This window comes from Microbacterium sp. Z11_20 (genome assembly GCF_057197605.1).
This window is the reverse complement of the sequence record NZ_JBXVOQ010000004.1, coordinates 271,023-287,663: the sequence shown is the minus strand read 5'-3', so window position 1 is coordinate 287,663 and position 16,641 is coordinate 271,023. Positions and strand designations below refer to the sequence as shown.

16 protein-coding genes are annotated in these 16,641 nt (G+C 70.6%); 7 read left to right on the top strand and 9 right to left on the bottom strand.

Annotated features, from left to right (window positions below; genetic code table 11):
* Nucleotides 1-113: 113 nt before the first annotated feature.
* The 4 genes from AC2DFQ_RS11790 to AC2DFQ_RS11775 are packed head-to-tail and all read right to left on the bottom strand — an operon-like array spanning nucleotide 114 to nucleotide 3,671.
* Complete coding sequence (locus AC2DFQ_RS11790) at nucleotides 114-947, bottom strand: class II fructose-bisphosphate aldolase (RefSeq protein ID WP_484534029.1); 834 nt, start codon at nucleotides 945-947, stop codon at nucleotides 114-116.
* Nucleotides 944-1,936, bottom strand: a complete 993-nt coding sequence (locus AC2DFQ_RS11785) for a 1-phosphofructokinase family hexose kinase (protein ID WP_484534028.1) — start codon at nucleotides 1,934-1,936, stop codon at nucleotides 944-946. The genes AC2DFQ_RS11790 and AC2DFQ_RS11785 overlap by 4 nt, the downstream gene beginning before the upstream one ends.
* A complete protein-coding gene (locus AC2DFQ_RS11780) occupies nucleotides 1,933-2,799 on the bottom strand; it encodes an ROK family protein (protein ID WP_484534027.1) in 867 nt (288 codons plus the stop codon). Before AC2DFQ_RS11780 ends, AC2DFQ_RS11785 begins: the two co-directional genes overlap by 4 nt.
* Nucleotides 2,796-3,671, bottom strand: coding sequence for an SIS domain-containing protein (locus tag AC2DFQ_RS11775; RefSeq protein ID WP_484534026.1), 876 nt, complete (start codon nucleotides 3,669-3,671; stop codon nucleotides 2,796-2,798). The genes AC2DFQ_RS11780 and AC2DFQ_RS11775 overlap by 4 nt, the downstream gene beginning before the upstream one ends.
* A 118-nt stretch (nucleotides 3,672-3,789) precedes the next feature.
* On the opposite strand from AC2DFQ_RS11775, the gene AC2DFQ_RS11770 reads away from it, so the two are divergent.
* The 7 genes from AC2DFQ_RS11770 (at nucleotide 3,790) to AC2DFQ_RS11740 (ending at nucleotide 11,551) form a co-directional block, all read left to right on the top strand.
* A complete protein-coding gene (locus AC2DFQ_RS11770) occupies nucleotides 3,790-4,602 on the top strand; it encodes a DeoR/GlpR family DNA-binding transcription regulator (RefSeq protein WP_484510727.1) in 813 nt (270 codons plus the stop codon).
* 168 nt (nucleotides 4,603-4,770) lie between these two features.
* On the top strand, nucleotides 4,771-6,003 hold the full coding sequence (locus tag AC2DFQ_RS11765) for a Gfo/Idh/MocA family protein (protein ID WP_484510728.1): 1,233 nt from the start codon (nucleotides 4,771-4,773) through the stop codon (nucleotides 6,001-6,003).
* Nucleotides 6,000-7,307 (top strand): ABC transporter substrate-binding protein, encoded by a 1,308-nt coding sequence (locus tag AC2DFQ_RS11760; protein WP_484534025.1) that lies wholly within the window; start codon nucleotides 6,000-6,002, stop codon nucleotides 7,305-7,307. The genes AC2DFQ_RS11765 and AC2DFQ_RS11760 overlap by 4 nt, the downstream gene beginning before the upstream one ends.
* Entirely contained in the window at nucleotides 7,304-8,269 is a 966-nt protein-coding gene (locus AC2DFQ_RS11755; RefSeq protein WP_484510730.1) for a carbohydrate ABC transporter permease, read from the top strand. Before AC2DFQ_RS11760 ends, AC2DFQ_RS11755 begins: the two co-directional genes overlap by 4 nt.
* Nucleotides 8,262-9,161, top strand: a complete 900-nt coding sequence (locus AC2DFQ_RS11750) for a carbohydrate ABC transporter permease (protein ID WP_484534024.1) — start codon at nucleotides 8,262-8,264, stop codon at nucleotides 9,159-9,161. The genes AC2DFQ_RS11755 and AC2DFQ_RS11750 overlap by 8 nt, the downstream gene beginning before the upstream one ends.
* A 50-nt stretch (nucleotides 9,162-9,211) precedes the next feature.
* Nucleotides 9,212-9,955 carry a DeoR/GlpR family DNA-binding transcription regulator gene (locus tag AC2DFQ_RS11745; protein ID WP_484534023.1) on the top strand — a complete coding sequence of 248 codons (744 nt, stop codon included), beginning with the start codon at nucleotides 9,212-9,214 and terminating at the stop codon, nucleotides 9,953-9,955.
* Between the two features lie 135 nt (nucleotides 9,956-10,090).
* Nucleotides 10,091-11,551 carry a DUF4832 domain-containing protein gene (locus tag AC2DFQ_RS11740; protein WP_484534022.1) on the top strand — a complete coding sequence of 487 codons (1,461 nt, stop codon included), beginning with the start codon at nucleotides 10,091-10,093 and terminating at the stop codon, nucleotides 11,549-11,551.
* Nucleotides 11,552-11,653: 102 nt separating this feature from the next.
* On the opposite strand, the gene AC2DFQ_RS11735 is transcribed toward AC2DFQ_RS11740, so the two are convergent.
* From AC2DFQ_RS11735 to AC2DFQ_RS11715, 5 genes are all read right to left on the bottom strand, one after another.
* Nucleotides 11,654-12,571, bottom strand: a complete 918-nt coding sequence (locus tag AC2DFQ_RS11735; RefSeq protein WP_484534021.1) for a hypothetical protein — start codon at nucleotides 12,569-12,571, stop codon at nucleotides 11,654-11,656.
* 38 nt (nucleotides 12,572-12,609) lie between these two features.
* Nucleotides 12,610-13,437 carry a hypothetical protein gene (locus AC2DFQ_RS11730; RefSeq protein WP_484534020.1) on the bottom strand — a complete coding sequence of 276 codons (828 nt, stop codon included), beginning with the start codon at nucleotides 13,435-13,437 and terminating at the stop codon, nucleotides 12,610-12,612.
* A gap of 58 nt (nucleotides 13,438-13,495) precedes the next feature.
* On the bottom strand, nucleotides 13,496-13,630 hold the full coding sequence (locus AC2DFQ_RS11725; RefSeq protein WP_484510736.1) for a hypothetical protein: 135 nt from the start codon (nucleotides 13,628-13,630) through the stop codon (nucleotides 13,496-13,498).
* 9 nt (nucleotides 13,631-13,639) lie between these two features.
* The gene (gene purL / locus AC2DFQ_RS11720) at nucleotides 13,640-15,949 is read right to left on the bottom strand and encodes a phosphoribosylformylglycinamidine synthase subunit PurL (protein WP_484534106.1); all 2,310 of its coding nucleotides are present in this window, start codon (nucleotides 15,947-15,949) and stop codon (nucleotides 13,640-13,642) included.
* 180 nt (nucleotides 15,950-16,129) lie between these two features.
* Nucleotides 16,130-16,534 (bottom strand): hypothetical protein, encoded by a 405-nt coding sequence (locus AC2DFQ_RS11715; RefSeq protein ID WP_484510737.1) that lies wholly within the window; start codon nucleotides 16,532-16,534, stop codon nucleotides 16,130-16,132.
* Nucleotides 16,535-16,641: the final 107 nt, after the last annotated feature.

Here is a 16,641-nt window from a genome sequence, read left to right as displayed (position 1 = left end):
CTCCGTTGATTGGTTGCTTACTTCAGTAACTAACCATGACGGCAAAGGTGCCCGCTGTCAAGCGGGGGAGGAGAAGGAGCTGGGACGGAGTCTCACGTCCTAGGCGGCGTGGATCACGAGGCGAGGAGGCCGAGGAGGCGGGCGGTCTCCTCGGCGACGGCCTTCCGCCCTGGCGCGACGTAGGTCCGCGGATCGACGCGGTCGGGTGCATCCGCCAGGGCGGTGCGCACGGCGGCGGTGAAGAGGCCGTTGAGATGTGTGGAGATGTTGATCTTCGTCATTCCCGCCGCCACCGCATGCTGCAGCTGCTCATCGGAAAGACCGGACGACCCGTGCAGAACGAGCGGCACCGGCACCGCCTCGGCGAGGCGGCCGATGAGGGCGGTGTCGACGGCGGCTTCGCGCGACGTCATGGCGTGAGAGGTGCCGACCGCGACCGCGAGCCAGTCGACCCCCGTCGCCTCGACGAATCGGCGTGCGTCGTTCGGGTCGGTGCGCACCCCGGGGGCGTGGACGCCGTCCTTGCCGCCGATCTCGCCGAGTTCGGCCTCGATCAGCACCCCGCGTTCCTGGCAGAACCGGGCCATGTCGCTCGTGGCGGCGATGTTGCCGGCGTACGAGAGGGCGGATGCATCGAACATGACGCTGTCGAACCCCAGGTCGACGGCCTCCCGCACCAGGTCGCCGTCGTCGGCGTGATCGAGGTGGACGAGGGCGGGCACGGACAGGGACCGTGCGATGCGGAGGGTCGCCAGCGCGAGCGGGGCCAGCGCGCCATGGTAGGCGACGCAATTCTGGCTGATCTGGAAGATCACGGGGCGCCCGGCCCGCTCTGCCCCTTCGGCGATCGCCTCGGCGTGCTCGAGGAGGACGACGTTGAAGGCTCCGACTCCGGATCCTTCACGGCGGGCCTCGGACACGAGGTCGACGACGGTCCGTGCGGTCACGGGCGGCTCCGATCGGGCTCGAGGGGGAGGAGAAGGCGGTCGGACGGGAGGCCCAGCCGGCCGCCGAGCGCGGCCAGGACGGCGGGGCCGATCTCGCCGGCGACCGGACGGAGAACCGCCGCGGCTCCGGCAACGGCCGCCCAGGCCAGCGCCGTCGCCGGGCCGTGACCCTCGGTGAGCGCCGCGATGAATCCGGCGGTTGCGGCGTCCCCCGCGCCCGTGGGATCTCCCGCCACCCCGGGCACCGCCGGCTGTTCCCACGTGTCGCCCTCGGCGAGGCGGAGAACGGCACCATGCCTGCCGCGCGACATCAGCACGTCGCATCCGTGCGCCGAGAGCCGGGCGAGCGCGCGGCCCGCGTCGTCTTCGCCCGTCGCCTCGCAAATCTCGTCCTCGTTGGCCTTGACCACGTCGCTGCCGGCTGCGGCGGCGGCCTCGAGGAGGGGGCCGCTCGTGTCGACGAGCAGGCGGGCGCCACGGTCATGGACGCGCCGGACGAGGCGTGTCACCCGGGCGGGTGTGGTCTCCGGCGGGAAGGACCCCGCCACGACGACCCAGTCACCCGGCGTGATCGCGGCGGCGACCGTGTCGAGGAGGTTCGCCCATTCGCTGTCGGAGAGCGATGGCCCGGGTTCAGCGAGCAGGGTGGGGTGGTCGATGCCGTCCACGACCGCCACGGTCGTCCGTGTCTCGCCCGCGATGGACGACGCGGTGGCGGGCAGCCCGTCGCGCACCAGTGCCCGCTCGATCCAGGCGCCGGCATCGCCCCCGAGCGGATGCAGCGCCACCACGTCGCGACCGAGCGTGCGGAGCACGCGAGCGACATTCAGCCCCTTACCCCCGGGGCGCCGGCGCACCTGGGTGACCCGCACGGTCTCACCCAGGGCCTGCCGCGCCGCCGTGTAGGTGACGTCGATGGCCGGATTCGGCGTCACGGTCAGGATGCGAGCCATAGCCGGGCCGTCGCCGACGGGTCTCGCATCGCTCATGACGGACCCGCCGCCAGCAGTACCGCACCGAGGGCGGCGGCGCGGTCACCGAGCCGTGCGGTGCGGAGCACGGGATGGCGGAGCGCGCCCAGGCGCCCGGACAGCGAGCGGGCGAGCGGCTCCGTGAGGTCGGTGCCCGCGAGGGCAAGGCCGCCGCCGAGCACGATCGTCTCCGCCCCGGTCGTGGCCGTGAGAGCGGCCAGGGCATCGGCCAGCACGTCGATGGTCTCGCGCCAGACGCGCAGGGCGTCGGCGTCGTCGTCGCGGACGCGTTCGAGCACGGTCTTCGCATCCGGGAGGCCCGCCCGCCGCGCGGTGCCGGCCGCGGAGGCGATCTCTTCCACTCGCGCACCCGCGAACCGGCCAGCGGTGATGCGCAGCTGTCCGATCTCACCCGCCCATCCCCCCGCCACGACAGGACGCCCGTCGACGAGAATGGCCGCCGCCACACCCGTGCCGACGGGAACGAACGCGACGACGCCGGCGACGCTCGAGGCCGCACCCCACCGCGCCTCGGCCAGCGCTCCTGCGCGGACATCGTGGCCGAACCCGATCCGGCGCCCGAGGCGTTCCTGGATGTGGGCGGCCAGCGGGATGTCCGACCATCCGAGGTTGGCGGAATACAGTGCCCTTCCGCGGGTCTCGTCCACGATGCCGGGCACCACGACGCCGATCGGGAGCCGCGCGGCGTCGTCCAGGTCGGCGACCAGACGCGCGACGGTCTCGACGACGGCGGTGCCGGCGGGGTCGGGCGAGGGCGTCGGCGCGCGGGACTCGGCCTGGATGGCGCCGTGCGCGTCGGCGACGACGGCCTTCACCGTCGTGCCGCCGACGTCGACGCCGATCGCGAGGGGAGCGGTCACGCCAGGATGACGGACCGGGTGAGGGAGCGCGGGTGGTCGGGATCGAGTCCCTTGGACTTCGCCAGCGCGACAGCGAATCGCTGCGCGACGATGAGACGCGCGAGCGGGTCGAGATCGTGCTCGACGAACGTCGCGCCGGTCGCGGTCACCTGGGCTTCCAGGCCCTCGGGAGTACCGCCGAGGCTCCAGACGAGTCGCCCGGGCTGAGCGATGGAGATCGGACCGTGGCGGTAGTCCATCGCGGGGTAGGACTCCGCCCATGCCTGCGCGGCCTCCCGCGTCTTCAGCGCCGCCTCGTAGGCCAGACCCACCGGCCATCCGGTGGCGACGAAGGTGCACTGATCGACGGAGACGAGGGCGGCGATGTCGATCGTCAACGCCGTCCGTGCGTCGGCGATGGCGGCCTCCAGATCTTCTCCGAAATGGCTGCGCAGCAGTGCGATCACACTCGTGGCGAACCGGGTCTGGACGACGGACTGCTCGTCCGCGAAGTCGAGGGTCACCGTGTGCTGGGCCGCCACCGTCGCGGGGGAGTCCGCCACCGCGGTGATCAGGGTGGTCGGCGTGTCCAGCTGCTGCAGCAGATCGACGACCTCTGTCGTGGTCCCCGACCGGGAGATCGCCACGACGCGGTCGTACTGCCGGCCGGACGGGAACTCGCTCGCCGCGAAGGCGTCCGACTCTCCGAGGCCGAGAGCCTCTCGCCGCACCGCCGCGGCCATGGCGACGAACCAGCTGGTCCCGCACCCCACGAACGCCACCCGCTCACCGGCCGAGGGGAGTGCATCACGCACCGTGGGGGCCACGCGGGCCGCCTCCGCCCAAGACGCCGGCTGGGACGCGATCTCATCATCGACGAAGGGGGAACTCATCGGTCTTCTTCCTGAAGGCGGCGGATCAAAACTGATCGTTTACCAAGCATTTGAGCAGAATCAATCACCGGCGTCAACTTCCGCTGTGCAACGATGAGTCGGAGGAGGTGCCGTCCCGATGCACCAGCAGCAGCGGCTCAATCTCGTGCTCGAACTCGTGAGCGAGCAGAGTCACGTGAGCATCGCCGACGTGAGCGAGCGGCTCGGCGTCTCCACGGCGACGGCTCGCCGCGACCTCAACACGTTGGCCGAACAGCGGCTCGTGACGCGCACCCACGGCGGGGCGTCGGCGCTGGGGTCGGGATACGAGCTTCCGCTGCAGTACAAGATCGCCCGCCAGGCGGATGCGAAGCTCGCCATCGCGCGGGCGGTCGAGGGCCTCGTCCCGCCCGGGGCGACGGTGGGCATGAACGGCGGAACCACCGTCACCGAGGTGGCGCGCGCCCTCGGCCGGAGTGAGCGACTCCCCTCGGTGGGGGGCGAGCCGGGGGTCACCATCGTGACCAATGCGCTCAACATCGCTTTCGAATCCTCCGTGCGGGAGAACATCAAGATCGTCGTCACCGGTGGCGTGCCGCGACGGCAGTCGTACGAGCTCATCGGGCCACTCGTGGGCCGGTCACTGCGCGACTTCAGCCTCGACATCGCCATCCTCGGTGTCGATGGACTGACGGCGGAGTTCGGTGCCACGACCCTCCACGAGGGTGAGGCCGACGCCAGTCGGCACATCGCCGCGGTCGCCCGCAGGGTGGTCGTCGCTGCCGATCAGACGAAGATCGGTCGAACGACCTTCGCGCGGATCTGTGCGCTGGACGATGTCGACATCCTCGTCACGGACGCACCGCTTCCGGCCCGGGTGAGCGCCCAGTTCGAGAAGGCGGGCGTCGACGTGATCGTGGCGCCTTCGGCGCGCGCCTCCCCGCCCCGCTGACGCCGGGACCGTCGCCGCGTCAGCGTCGGACGGGACGCGCCCCGGGCCGCGCGCGTTTGCGAGGTTTCGGCCCAGGGTACTGGCCGATCCTGCACGTTTCCAGCCCACCCGTGACAAATTCGCTCACAACCTGCAAGATGGCTCCATGCAGCCGGACGTGGGCACCCTGTGACGCCCCCTTCGCTCCGCGACGGGCACGATGCGCCCCGCGTTGCGGTGGTGGGCGTCGGCGCGCGCAGCGTGATCGCCCACCACGTGCCGGATGCCTTCCCGGGAGCCCGGGTCGTGGCCGCTGTGGAACCGTCGCCGCACGGCCGGACGCGCGCGGAGTCGTTGTTCGCCGGGATTCCGGTGCACGGCGACATCACTGCGCTCCTGGATGCCGGCGGTGTCGATGCCGCAGTCGTCACCGCGCCCGACGACACGCACGCCGACATCGCCGAACAGCTGCTCCGCGCCGGTGTCGGGGTGTATCTCGAGAAGCCGCTCGCCACGACGCTCGCCGATGCCGACCGCGTGCTCGCGGCCGCGGCCGAATCGGGGAGCGTGCTCTACGTCGGGCACAACTTCCGCCACGCCGCCGTCGTCCGCCGGATGAAGGAGATCATCGACCGCGGCGAGATCGGTGAGGTGAAGACCATCTGGGTGCGCCACTTCGTGGGCAACGGCGGCGACTACTACTTCAAGGACTGGCACGCCGACCGCTCCCGGACGAACACGCTCCTGCTGCAGAAAGCCAGCCACGACCTCGACGTGGTGCACTACCTCTCCGGGGCGTACACGCGGCGGGTCGTCGGCATGGGTGACCTCATGGTCTACGGCGGGGTCACCGACCGCCGCGACCGTGCGGGGGAGACGATGCCCGACTGGTTCTCCTTCGACAATTGGCCACCGGCCGACGCCACCGGACTGAATCCGGTCGTCGACGTCGAGGACGTCTCCCTGATGCTCATGACACTCGACAACGGGGTGCTCGCCAGCTACGAACAGTGCCACTTCACCCCCGACTACTGGCGCAACTACACCGTCATCGGTACCGAGGGGCGCCTGGAGAACGTGGGCGACACCGCGGGGGGCGTGGTGAAGGTGTGGAACCGTCGCCGGGACTGGGCCGTCGCCGGCGACGCGGAGTACGCCATCGAAGGCGACGCGAGCGGCCACGACGCTGCCGACGTGGCGACGATGCGCGAGTTCCTCTCGCATCTCGTCCATGGCACGCCCACGGTGGTGTCCCCACTCGCCGCCCGTGCCGCCGTGGCCGCCGGTGCCCTTGCGGCTGACTCCATCCGGAACGGTTCCCGCCCGTTCGACGTGCCCGCCCTCCCCGCGCACGTCGTCGCCCACTTCTCCTCGCCCTCGAACGCCTCGCCGCAGCATCCGACCGAAAGGAACGACCGATGACACAGACCCGATGGGGGCGCCGGGCGCTCGGCGCGTTCGCCCTGGCCAGCACCGTCATTCTCGCCGCGACCGCTTGCGGCGGCGGTACGGGGGGACCGGGTGGATCCGGCGAGTACGCCGTCCCGGAGGACGACCTCACCGCCGAGATCACGTATGGACTGTGGGACCAGGCGCAGGTCGACGCGATCGAGGACAGCATCGCCGGGTTCAACGAGCTCTACCCCAACATCACGGTGAACCTCAGCGTCACGCCGTACAGCGAGTACTGGACCAAGCTGCAGACCCAGGCCTCGAGCGACACGCTCCCCGACATCTTCTGGATGAACGGCCCCAACGTCCAGCTGTACGCGCTCAACGACAAGCTCGAGCCGATCACCGGAGCCCTGGATGCGGGAGACATCGACCCCGGCGACTATCCGGAGTCGCTCGTGGACCTCTACACCGTCGATGACGTGTCCTACGGCGTACCGAAGGACATGGACACCATCGGGGTGTGGATCAACGAGGAACTCTTCCAGCGGGCCGGTGTCGCCGTCCCCGGTGCCGACTGGACATGGGACGACCTTCAGGCCGCGGCTGCACAGATCTCGACGGCGCTGGAGGGCGAAGGGGTGTACGGCGCGGCCGGTGGCATGGACGGCCAGACCACCTACTACAACACCATCTTCCAGGCCGGCGGCGACGTGATCGACGGACAGAGCTCCGCGTACGACACCCCTGAGGCGCAGGCGGGCATCCAGTTCTGGGCCGACCTGATCGCATCCGGCGCCTCCCCCACCATCGCCCAGCTCACCGACACCACCGCCGACCAGTGGTACACCTCCGGCAAGCTGGCGATGTACATGGGCGGCAGCTGGTTCCGCTCCGCGCTCACGGATGTGCCATTCGTGGACAGCGTGGACGTGCTGCCCCTGCCTCACGGGGAGGAGCAGGCCACCGTCATCCACGGTGTGGCCAACGTCGTCGCGGCGAACTCCGACAACAAGCAGGCCGCCCAGGCGCTCCAGGTGTACCTGGCCGGTGAGGAGGCCCAGCAGGCGCAGGGCGAGTTCGGGTCGATCATCCCGGCATTCGACGGAACCCAGTCGTCGTTCGCCGCGTCGATGCCCCAGGCGAACCTCCAGGTGTTCCTGGATGCGGTGGAATACTCCCGTCCGCTGCCGGTCAGCGCCAACTCCGCCGCCTGGAACGCCCTCGAAGCGGAACTGCTTCCGCAGGCCTTCTCGGGTGAGCGTCCTGTCGCCGAGGTGACCGACGAGCTCGCCGAGAAGATGGACGAGGCGCTCGCGAAGGAATCGCGTTGACCCTAGCCGAGCGCGTCTCGGCTGCCCCCGCCGCTCCTGCACGCAGCGGCGGGGGCGGCGACCCGCGCCCGCCCCGCGCCGCTCGGCGAGGCGACGGGTGGTGGGCCGTCGTGTTCATCGGCCCCCTGGCGCTGGGGATCGGCGCCTTCTACATCTGGCCCATCATCCAGACCGCGGGGTTCTCGTTCATGAGCTTCGGGGTGTTCGGCGACGCGGCCTTCGCCGGGTTGGACAATTTCACCCGCCTGTTCTCGGAGCCGAGTTTCTACCTCTCCCTCGGCAACACGCTCCTCTACACGCTCATCGTGCTCGCGGGCGTTCCTCTCGCCGTCCTCCTGGCGAGCCTCCTGAACCTTCCGGGGCTGCGGTTCGCCTCCCTCTACCGCGTCCTCTTCTTCCTGCCGTACGTCGCCATGCCCACCGCGATCGCGTTCGTCTGGCGCATCATCTTCAACGGCGACTTCGGGCTGGTCAATCATCAGCTCTCCCTCGTCGGCGTCGAAGGGCCGTATTGGATCAGCACCCCGGGCTTCGCCATCGTCGCCGTGGCGATCGTGGGGCTGTGGAGCTCGATCGGATTCTCGATGATCGTGCTCGGGGCGGGATTGAAGACCATCCCGCCCGAGCTCTACGAGGCGGCCTCCCTCGACGGCGCCAGCCGGTGGCGGCAGTTCCGCGCCATCACGGTCCCGCTCCTGACGCCCAGCATCTTCTTCGTCACGATCATCACGGTCATCTCGTGCTTCCAGCTGTTCGACCTGCTGTACGCCATCCTCGGAACGACCGCCACGAACTCGACGCTGCCGCGCAGCATGTCGCTCGTCTACTACTTCTACCAAGCCGGATTCGTCAACAACGAGAAGGGGTACGCCGCCGCCGTGGCGATGATCATCTTCGTCATCATCGGGTTCGTCACCTTCCTTCAGTTCCGGTTCCAGCGGAGGTGGGTGCACAGTGACTGAGGCGATCACCACGCGCACGCTCATCACCGGTGGAGGGACGCTCCGCGGCGCGGCGAACCGTCCACCACGACGCATCCGGGGCGGCACCGAGTACGTCGTGGCGCATATCGTGCTGGGCGTCGGGGCGGTCATCATGGCCTTCCCGTTCCTCTGGCAGATCATCATGTCGCTGTCCACCAACGAGCAGGTGCAGTCCGTCACCCCCGTGTTCTGGCCCGGTGAGCTGCAGTGGAGCAACTACGCCGAGGTGTTCGAGCGCCTGCCGTTCTTCCAGCAGTTCGGCACGTCGGTGCTCATCACGCTCATCCGCACCGTCGCCCAGCTGGTGCTGTGCACGATGGCGGGGTACGCGTTCGCGCGGCTGCGATTCCGTGGCCGAGGCATCCTGCTCGGAGTGGTCCTGTCGATCCTGATGGTGCCGTCGCAGGTCTATCTGCTCTCGCAGTACCAGATCATCCAGAACCTCGGGCTACTGAACTCCATCGGCGGGCTGGTGCTGCCGGGACTGTTCAGCGCGTTCGGCACCTTCCTCATGCGGACGGCGTTCCTTGCGATGCCCACGGAGCTCGAGGAAGCGGCGCGCCTGGATGGGGCCAACACGTTCCAGATCTTCTGGCGCGTCATGCTGCCTCTGGCCACCCCCACGATGAGCGTGCTCGCCATCACCACGGTGCTGTGGTCCTGGAACGAGCTGCTGTGGCCCCTGGTGGTCACCAGCTACAGCACCGACATGCCGCTCTCCGCCGGGCTCGCCACCCTGCTCAGCGACCGCACGACGGACTACCCGGTCGCGATGGCCGCGAGCCTTCTCGCGATGGCGCCGGTCCTCATCATGTTCATCGTGCTGCAGCGCCGAGTGATCGACGGCCTGGCGTCATCGGGACTGAAGTAAGGACCGCGCAGACGGAGGTGTCGGACGCGACGGCGAGGCGCACGCGCAGGATGAACGACATCCTGGACGCGCTGGCCGAGCGCGGCAGCATCACCGTCGACCGCCTGGCCGCGACCGCGGGAGCCTCGCGCGCGACGATCCGGCGTGACCTCGCGGAGTTGGCCGCGCGCGGTCTCGTCGTGCGCACGCACGGAAGGGCGCGCGCGGCCGGCGCGAACCTCGAGCGGCCCGAAGCGCTGCGGGACGCGCGGTTCAGCGACGCCAAGCGAAGGATCGCGCGGACCGCCGTGAACCTGCTTCCGCCCGGGGCGCTGGCGATCGCCATGGGAGGCGGAACGACCACCGCCGAGGTGGCACGGGAGCTGCCCGACCGCGAGGGTGTGACGATCATCACGAACTCCCTCACCATCGCCGCCATCGCCGGAGGCCACACGTGCTGCGCCGTTCTCATGACCGGCGGCAGGCTCCGGCCGCAGTCGTCCGAACTGGTCGGCACTCCGGCGGAGCGAGGCTTCCAGGCAGCCCGCGCGGGAATCGCGGTTCTCGGCGCCGACGGCGTCAGCGCCACCGGTGGCGTGAGCACCCATGACCCGGCCGAGGCCCGCACCAACCATGCAATGGTCGCCTCCGCGCGGCGGACCATCGTCGTGGCCGACGGGTCCAAGGTGGGTCGCCGATCCGGAGCGTCCATCGCGGAAACGTCGAAGATCGACATTCTCGTGACGGATGCCGCGGCCGACCCGCGCGAGTTGGCGCACCTGCGCGCCGCGGGCGTGCGCGTGGTGCTGGCCTGACCCGGGCTGCGAAGCATCCGCGCACGGGGGCTGCGCGTTTCCCGCCTCTCGTGGACAGTCAGCCGCCGCCGCATTAGCGTCCGTCTCGGACCCGGAGAACCCGGGCGACCCCCCCCGGAACATGAGGAGACATCGATGCGAACGATCCACCGAAGACGCGCCGGTCTGACCGCGCTGACCGCCGCCATGGCAGCGGCGGCGGTCCTGGCGGCCGCCATGCCTGCCGCCGCCGCCCATCCGCGCCCCACGGCCCAGCCGAGCGTCGTGACCTACCAGGAAGACGAGGCGGTGATCGCCAACCCCGCGCGCGGCTTCTACCGCCACACTGAGACGCATTCGCTCGCCGGCGGCACAGGATGGGCGCCGCTCACCGCGAAAGAGCTGGCGGATTACCGCGCGGAGGGCGTGTCGCAGATCCTTCGCGTGGTCTATCTGGAGCGCTACGTCGCGGCCGACTTGGACGCGGCGCTGCTCGACGCGCTCGCCGCCGACTTCGCCACCGCCCGAGCGGCGGGAGTGTCGGTCATCCTGCGATTCGCATACACGGAGACCCAGGGTCCGGTCGGGGGACCGCATGGCGATGCGCCTCTGGAGCGCGTGCTCGCTCACATCGACCAGTTGACGCCGGTGCTGCGCGCGAACGCGGATGTCATCACGGTGCTGCAGGCGGGCTTCATCGGGGTGTGGGGCGAGTGGTACTACACCGACCATTTCGTCGCGGATCCCGCGAATCCCGGTGTCGTCACTGACGCCGACTGGGAAAAGCGCAGCGCCGTGGTCGACGCCTTGCTGGAGGCTCTTCCGTCCTCGAGATCCGTCCAGGTTCGCGTGCCGCGCGCCAAGCAGCGCGCCTTCGATCGCCCGACCGGCGAGGCCGGCGCGCTGTCGGAGGGCGAGGCGTACAGTGGCGCGCCGATCTCGCGGGTGGGCCATCACAACGATTGCTTCCTTGCCCCCTGGAACGACGCCGGTACCTTCCTCTCCGATCCCCCGGAGCTGGACCAGGACTACCTGGCGGCGGAGACCCGCTTCGTTCCGATGGGCGGGGAGACGTGCCAACTGAACGAACCCCGTACGAACTGGAAGTCGGCGTCAGCCGAAATGGCGCGCTATCACTTCAGTTACCTCAACCGCGGCTACAAGGAGGAGGTCTTGAACTCCTGGGGTCAGAAGAACCTCACCAAGGTGGCCAAGCAGCTCGGGTACCGGTTCGTGCTCGAGCAGTCCCGCGTCGTGGGCGGAGCGAAGCCCTCGCTGGAGATCGTCCTTCGCAATGAGGGATGGGCGGCGCCCTACAACGCGCGCCCCGTCTCGGTGGTGCTCGACGGGCCGTCGGGTCCGGTGACGGTGCGTCTCGACCAAGATCCGCGGACGTGGGCGCCGGGGAAGCAGGTCACGCTGACCGTGCCCCTCGAGGGCCTGCCGGCCGGGCAGTACACCGCGTCGCTCGCGCTTCCCGCGCCCGAGGAGTCGCTGGCCGACGACCCGCGCTTCGCCATCCGCACGGCCAACATCGGAACATGGGACGCCGAGCGCGGTGTCAACCGTCTGCAGCAGAAGGTCGTCATCGGCGCCGCGCCGACGCCGGAAGGCTGACCCGCCCTCGCCGAGAAACAACGAACCGGGCGAGACACGACGCGACGCGTGGTGTCTCGCCCGGAACGTTGTTTCTCGCGCGTGGAGTGGGGCGGGCAGGAGTCAGGGGGCCGGCTTGGGGCGGATCACCCGGCCGGGGGCGCTGTCGCCGGACGGCACCGGGCGGGCGGCCGTCTTCGGTGCGTGGGAAGGCGCGGGTGGGGAAGGCGCCGCATCCGGTGCCGCCCGGGGCACGGGCGGCGGAAACGCCGCGTCCGGTGCCGCCCGGGGCGGGGGCGGAGCATCCGCTGCCCGCGGGGGCGCGGGGGGAGCATCCGCCCCGGCGGGAAGCTCCAGCGCGACCCTCTGCTCGAGCACGTCGATGGCCTCGTCCGAAAGGGAGAGGAGGCCGTCGAGTTCTTCGCGCACCCGTCGGTACGCGAGCTGGCGTTCGGCGGGGGTGGCTGCCTGGTCCACCGCGACGGTCAGCAGCTGCTGGGCCGTGTCGAGGCGCTTCCGCTCCGCGTCGGTGAAGGAGGAGGCCTTCACCCGGCGCGCGTCGCGCTCGGCCACCTCGAAGGCGACCTCGTAGTCGGTGACGGCGTTGCGATACTCGGTCAGCTCCTGGTGCGTCAGCCGCGCCTTCGCCGACGCGGGGCGCAGCCCGTCGGCCGCACGCTTGGCCCGCAGGTAGGCGGCGGTCAGCGGCTGACGGCCGTCGCTCATCGCGGGATAGGCGATCATCTTCGCCACGTCCAGCTCGTACTCCAACCACCGGGCGGTCACGGCGTCGTGTGCCGCGAACAGCCGTTCCAGCTGCGCGGACTGCGACTCGGCGGGCAGCTCACCGGATGCGGCGGCAGGTCGGGCGAGGCCCGCGGCTTGCGCGGCCCGGAGTTCGCTCTTGGCCTTCAGGATCTCCAGGCGCCGCTTGTGTCGGCGGCGCGTGGCCCTCTCCCAGCTGCTGGCCACGCCGCCGGCGATGCCGAACAGCGGAAACGCCAGCCACCAGTAGTCGCGGAGGAACTGCCAGAAGTCCACGTCGCCATGCTACGCGGGGGCTCGCCGGGAGGAGGCGGCTACTCGGTAGGCGGGCGTTTCCGGTTCTTCCAGCCGGCTTCCGCGGCGCGCGCCACGGCCTCGGCCGATCGCGCGACCGCGCGGGACGTCGAATCCATGACGTCGCGCGCGAGGTCCGACCACCGGTCGGCGGGGGAGGGTGTCTCGTCCGGGTCGCCGTGCGCCCGACGCGCCGCATGCTCGGCCGCCGCGAACGTGCGCTCGGCCTCCCGGACCGCGTCGCGGTAGGCGGCGAAGTCGGCCGGGCGCATCTTCACATCGGCGTTCGCCGGCCGCAGCCACTGTGCGGTGGCCTGTGCGCGGAGGAATTCGGCGGTGAGGGGATGCTGCGGGTCGCTCATCGACGGATAGTCGATGGCCTTGCCCGCATCCGTCTCGTACGCGAGCCACCGCGAGCGCAGCGCGTCGTGCTCGGCGAGCAGCCGGGCCAGCGGAAGCGCATCGCGCCCCGCCCGCGCCGGCGGAACGGCGGCCCGGGCTGCGCGCACCCCGGCCCGGCGGGCCCGCAGGTCGGCGTAGGCCGCCTGCACGTCGCGCTCGGCCTGCGCCAGCGATCGACGGGCGGCGGCTGTCGCGCCGGGGGCGCCGCGGCCGGCCACCCGGTCGGCGTCCGCGCGCGCGACGGCTGCGCGAGCGCTGAGAACCCCCGCGCGGGCGCGGGTCAGTGCCTCGTACGCGCTGCGCACGTCGTGGCGCGAGGCCTCGAGCTCGAGGCGACGCGCCCGTCCGGAGCCCCGGCTCATGCGGACCCCCGCCCAACCGAGAGCGCCCGCGCCGACCGCAGCCGGAGCGATCCACCACACTTCGGCGAGCCAGAGCGGATCCACGCCTTCATGCTAATCGCGCGCCCTTCGTCTCGCTCCGCCCGCTCAGGAACCTTCCGGGTCAGCCGAGCAGCAGCGAGATCACCGTCGCGCCGCCGCCCACGAGGACCAGTGACGCGATGACGACCCATGCGACGATACGGATGCGGCGCTGCCGGGTCTGTCCGAGCGGTCCGTAGTCCTCCGAGTCGGTCATGGCGTCAGTCTAAGCGGCGGGCTCGGTGACGGTCGGCCCGAAAGCAGCCGGCAGCGTGGACGTCGACAGGTCGCGCAGCTCCGACACGGGGAGGGTGAACACGCCCTGCACCTCCAGGGCGGGCTCGGTGCCGTCGCCGGGGGAGTCGGTCACGCCGATCCGCAGGACCGGGTATCCCCGGCCGGCGCACAGCCCGCGGAACTTCACGTCCTCCTCGCGGGGCACGGAGACCAGCACGCGACCGGTGGATTCGGAGAAGAGCGCCGCCGTCGCATCCACGCCGTCGCGCTCCATGATCTCGGTGAGCCACACGCGTGCGCCGACACCGAAGCGCAGCACCCCCTCGGCCAGCGTCTGCGCGAGGCCGCCCGAGGAGAGGTCGTGGGCGCTGGAGATGAGCGCCTGGTCGTTGCCGGCACGCAGCAGCTCGGCAAGCCGGCGCTCCTGAGCGAGATCCACCCGCGGCGGACGCCCGCCGAGGTGACCGTGGATGGTGCCCGCCCACTGCGAACCCGAGAGCTCGGTGGCGGTGACGCCCAGCAGGTAGAGGTTCTCGCCCGGGTCCTGCCAGCCGCTCGGGATGCGGTGGGCGGCGTCGTCGATGATGCCCATCACACCCACGACCGGCGTGGGGTGGATGGGAGCGTCGCCGGTCTGGTTGTAGAACGAGACGTTCCCGCCGGTGACGGGGATGCCCAGTTCGAGGCATCCGTCGGCCAGGCCCGCGACGGCCTGCGAGAACTGCCACATGACCTCGGGATTCTCCGGGCTGCCGAAGTTCAGGCAGTCGGTGACGGCGGCGGGGGCAGCGCCGGTGACGGCGACGTTGCGGTACGCCTCGGCCAGCGCCAGCTTCGCGCCCTCGTACGGGTCGAGCTGGCAGTAGCGACCGTTGCTGTCGGTGGCGATCGCGAATCCGAGGCCCGACTCCTCGTCGACGCGGATCATCCCCGCGTCGTCGGGGAACGACAGGGCCGTGTTGCCCATGACGTAGTAGTCGTACTGGTTCGTGATCCACGCCGTGTCGGCGAGGTTCGGGCTCGACAGCAGCCGGATGAATTGGCTGCGCAGGGCGTCGGGGTCGCTCTCCCGCGGGAGGGCGCTCGCCGAGTCGTCGCGCAGCGCGTCGATCCACGTGGGGTACGCGACCGGACGCTCGTACACGGGGCCGTCGACGGCCACGGTCGACGGGTCGACGTTGACGATCTCGCGGCCGTGCCAGTCGATGACGAGGCGCCCGTCGCCGGTGACCTCGCCCAGCACGCTGGTCTCGACATCCCACTTCCCGGTGACGGCGAGGAACGCGTCGAGCTTGTCGGGGGCGACGATCGCCATCATGCGCTCCTGCGACTCCGACATGAGGATCTCCTCGGGAGTGAGCGAGGGATCGCGCAGCAGGACGTGGGAGAGCTCGACCTTCATGCCGCTGCCGCCGTTGGCGGCCAGCTCGCTCGTGGCGCAGGAGATACCGGCGGCCCCGAGGTCCTGGATCGCCTCGACCAGGTCGTCCTGGTAGAGCTCGAGGCAGCACTCGATGAGCACCTTCTCGGCGAACGGGTCGCCCACCTGAACGGCGGGCCGCTTGGTGGGGCCGGTGGAGTCGAACGAGTCGGAGGCGAGGATGGATGCTCCGCCGATGCCGTCGCCGCCGGTGCGCGCGCCGAACAGCACGACCTTGTTGCCCACGCCGGAGGCGTTGGCGAGCTTCAGGTCTTCGTGACGCAGCACGCCCACCGCGAGGGCGTTGACGAGCGGGTTGCCCTGGTAGACCGAGTCGAAGACGGTCTCGCCGCCGATGTTGGGCAGGCCCAGGCAGTTGCCGTAGAAGGAGATGCCCGACACGACGCCGTGGACGACGCGGGCGGTGTCGGGGTGGTCGATCGCGCCGAAGCGCAACTGGTCCATGACGGCGACCGGGCGCGCGCCCATCGAGATGATGTCGCGCACGATGCCGCCGACCCCGGTGGCCGCCCCCTGGAAGGGCTCGATGTAGCTGGGGTGGTTGTGCGATTCCACCTTGAAGGTGACCGCCCAGCCCTCGCCGATGTCGACGACGCCGGCGTTCTGGCCCATGCCCACCATGAGGCGGGTCTTCATCTCGTCGGAGACCTTCTCGCCGAACTGGCGCAGGTAGATCTTGCTCGACTTGTAGGAGCAGTGCTCGCTCCACATGACCGAGTACATCGCCAGCTCGCCGCTCGTCGGCCGGCGGCCCAGAATCTCGCGGATGCGCGCGTACTCGTCGGGTTTGAGGCCCAGTGCGCCGTAGGGCTGCTCCCGGTCCGGCGTGGCGAGGGCGTTGTCGACGGTGTCGGCCAGAGACGCTCGCGCGTCGTCGGCACCGGATGCCTCGGCGAGGGTATCGCGTGGTGCCGCGGCTCTCGCGACGGCGTTTTCAGCGGGGATTGTCACGCGGCTGCACTCCAGGATTCGGCCGAACAGATTCGGGGATGCCGGACGCGTTCAGTCTAGTTGGGCCCCACCGACGGGGCGCTCGCGTCAGTACAGGATCTGGAATCCGGTCGGCAGGCCGATCGTCAGGCTCACGAGCATCGACACGATTCCGGCGATGAACCCGGCTGAGGCCAGTTCGCGCGCGCGGCGGGCGTTCAACGACACGAGGCCGCAGATGAACGAGACCGCGGCGAGAATCCAGGCGCCCACCTGGGCGGGAGTGCTGAAGTCCTCGAGGTACACGCCGCCGAGCACGAGGATGCTGAGGTACCACGCCACGACGATGACACCGCTGACCAGCGCGATCCACGACGCCACCCGCACGTCGCCCTTCGGGAGGTTCGACGGTCCGTCGGCCCGGGGAACACCCTTGCCGGGGTTGAGCGGGTCGGGCAGGTTGTCGTCGGCGAGACGGTCTTTCGCCCGGGTGGCACCGTCGGGGGACGTCATACCGCGAGGGTATCGGGCGCGGGGGCTCCCGGCATCCCCGCCTCGGGACGGCGCGGAAGGCAGGACGGCGGCGGACATGGGGTTGACGGGCCCTTCACCGAGGGCTA

Coding starts and splice junctions, on each gene's coding strand:
- AC2DFQ_RS11785 (WP_484534028.1), bottom strand. CDS start 1,936: ATGAGCGATGCGAGACCCGTCGGCGACGGCCCGGCTATGGCTCGCATC.
- AC2DFQ_RS11775 (WP_484534026.1), bottom strand. CDS start 3,671: ATGAGTTCCCCCTTCGTCGATGATGAGATCGCGTCCCAGCCGGCGTCT.
- AC2DFQ_RS11770 (WP_484510727.1), top strand. CDS start 3,790: ATGCACCAGCAGCAGCGGCTCAATCTCGTGCTCGAACTCGTGAGCGAG.
- AC2DFQ_RS11760 (WP_484534025.1), top strand. CDS start 6,000: ATGACACAGACCCGATGGGGGCGCCGGGCGCTCGGCGCGTTCGCCCTG.
- AC2DFQ_RS11745 (WP_484534023.1), top strand. CDS start 9,212: ATGAACGACATCCTGGACGCGCTGGCCGAGCGCGGCAGCATCACCGTC.
- AC2DFQ_RS11740 (WP_484534022.1), top strand. CDS start 10,091: ATGCGAACGATCCACCGAAGACGCGCCGGTCTGACCGCGCTGACCGCC.
- AC2DFQ_RS11725 (WP_484510736.1), bottom strand. CDS start 13,630: ATGACCGACTCGGAGGACTACGGACCGCTCGGACAGACCCGGCAGCGC.
- AC2DFQ_RS11715 (WP_484510737.1), bottom strand. CDS start 16,534: ATGACGTCCCCCGACGGTGCCACCCGGGCGAAAGACCGTCTCGCCGAC.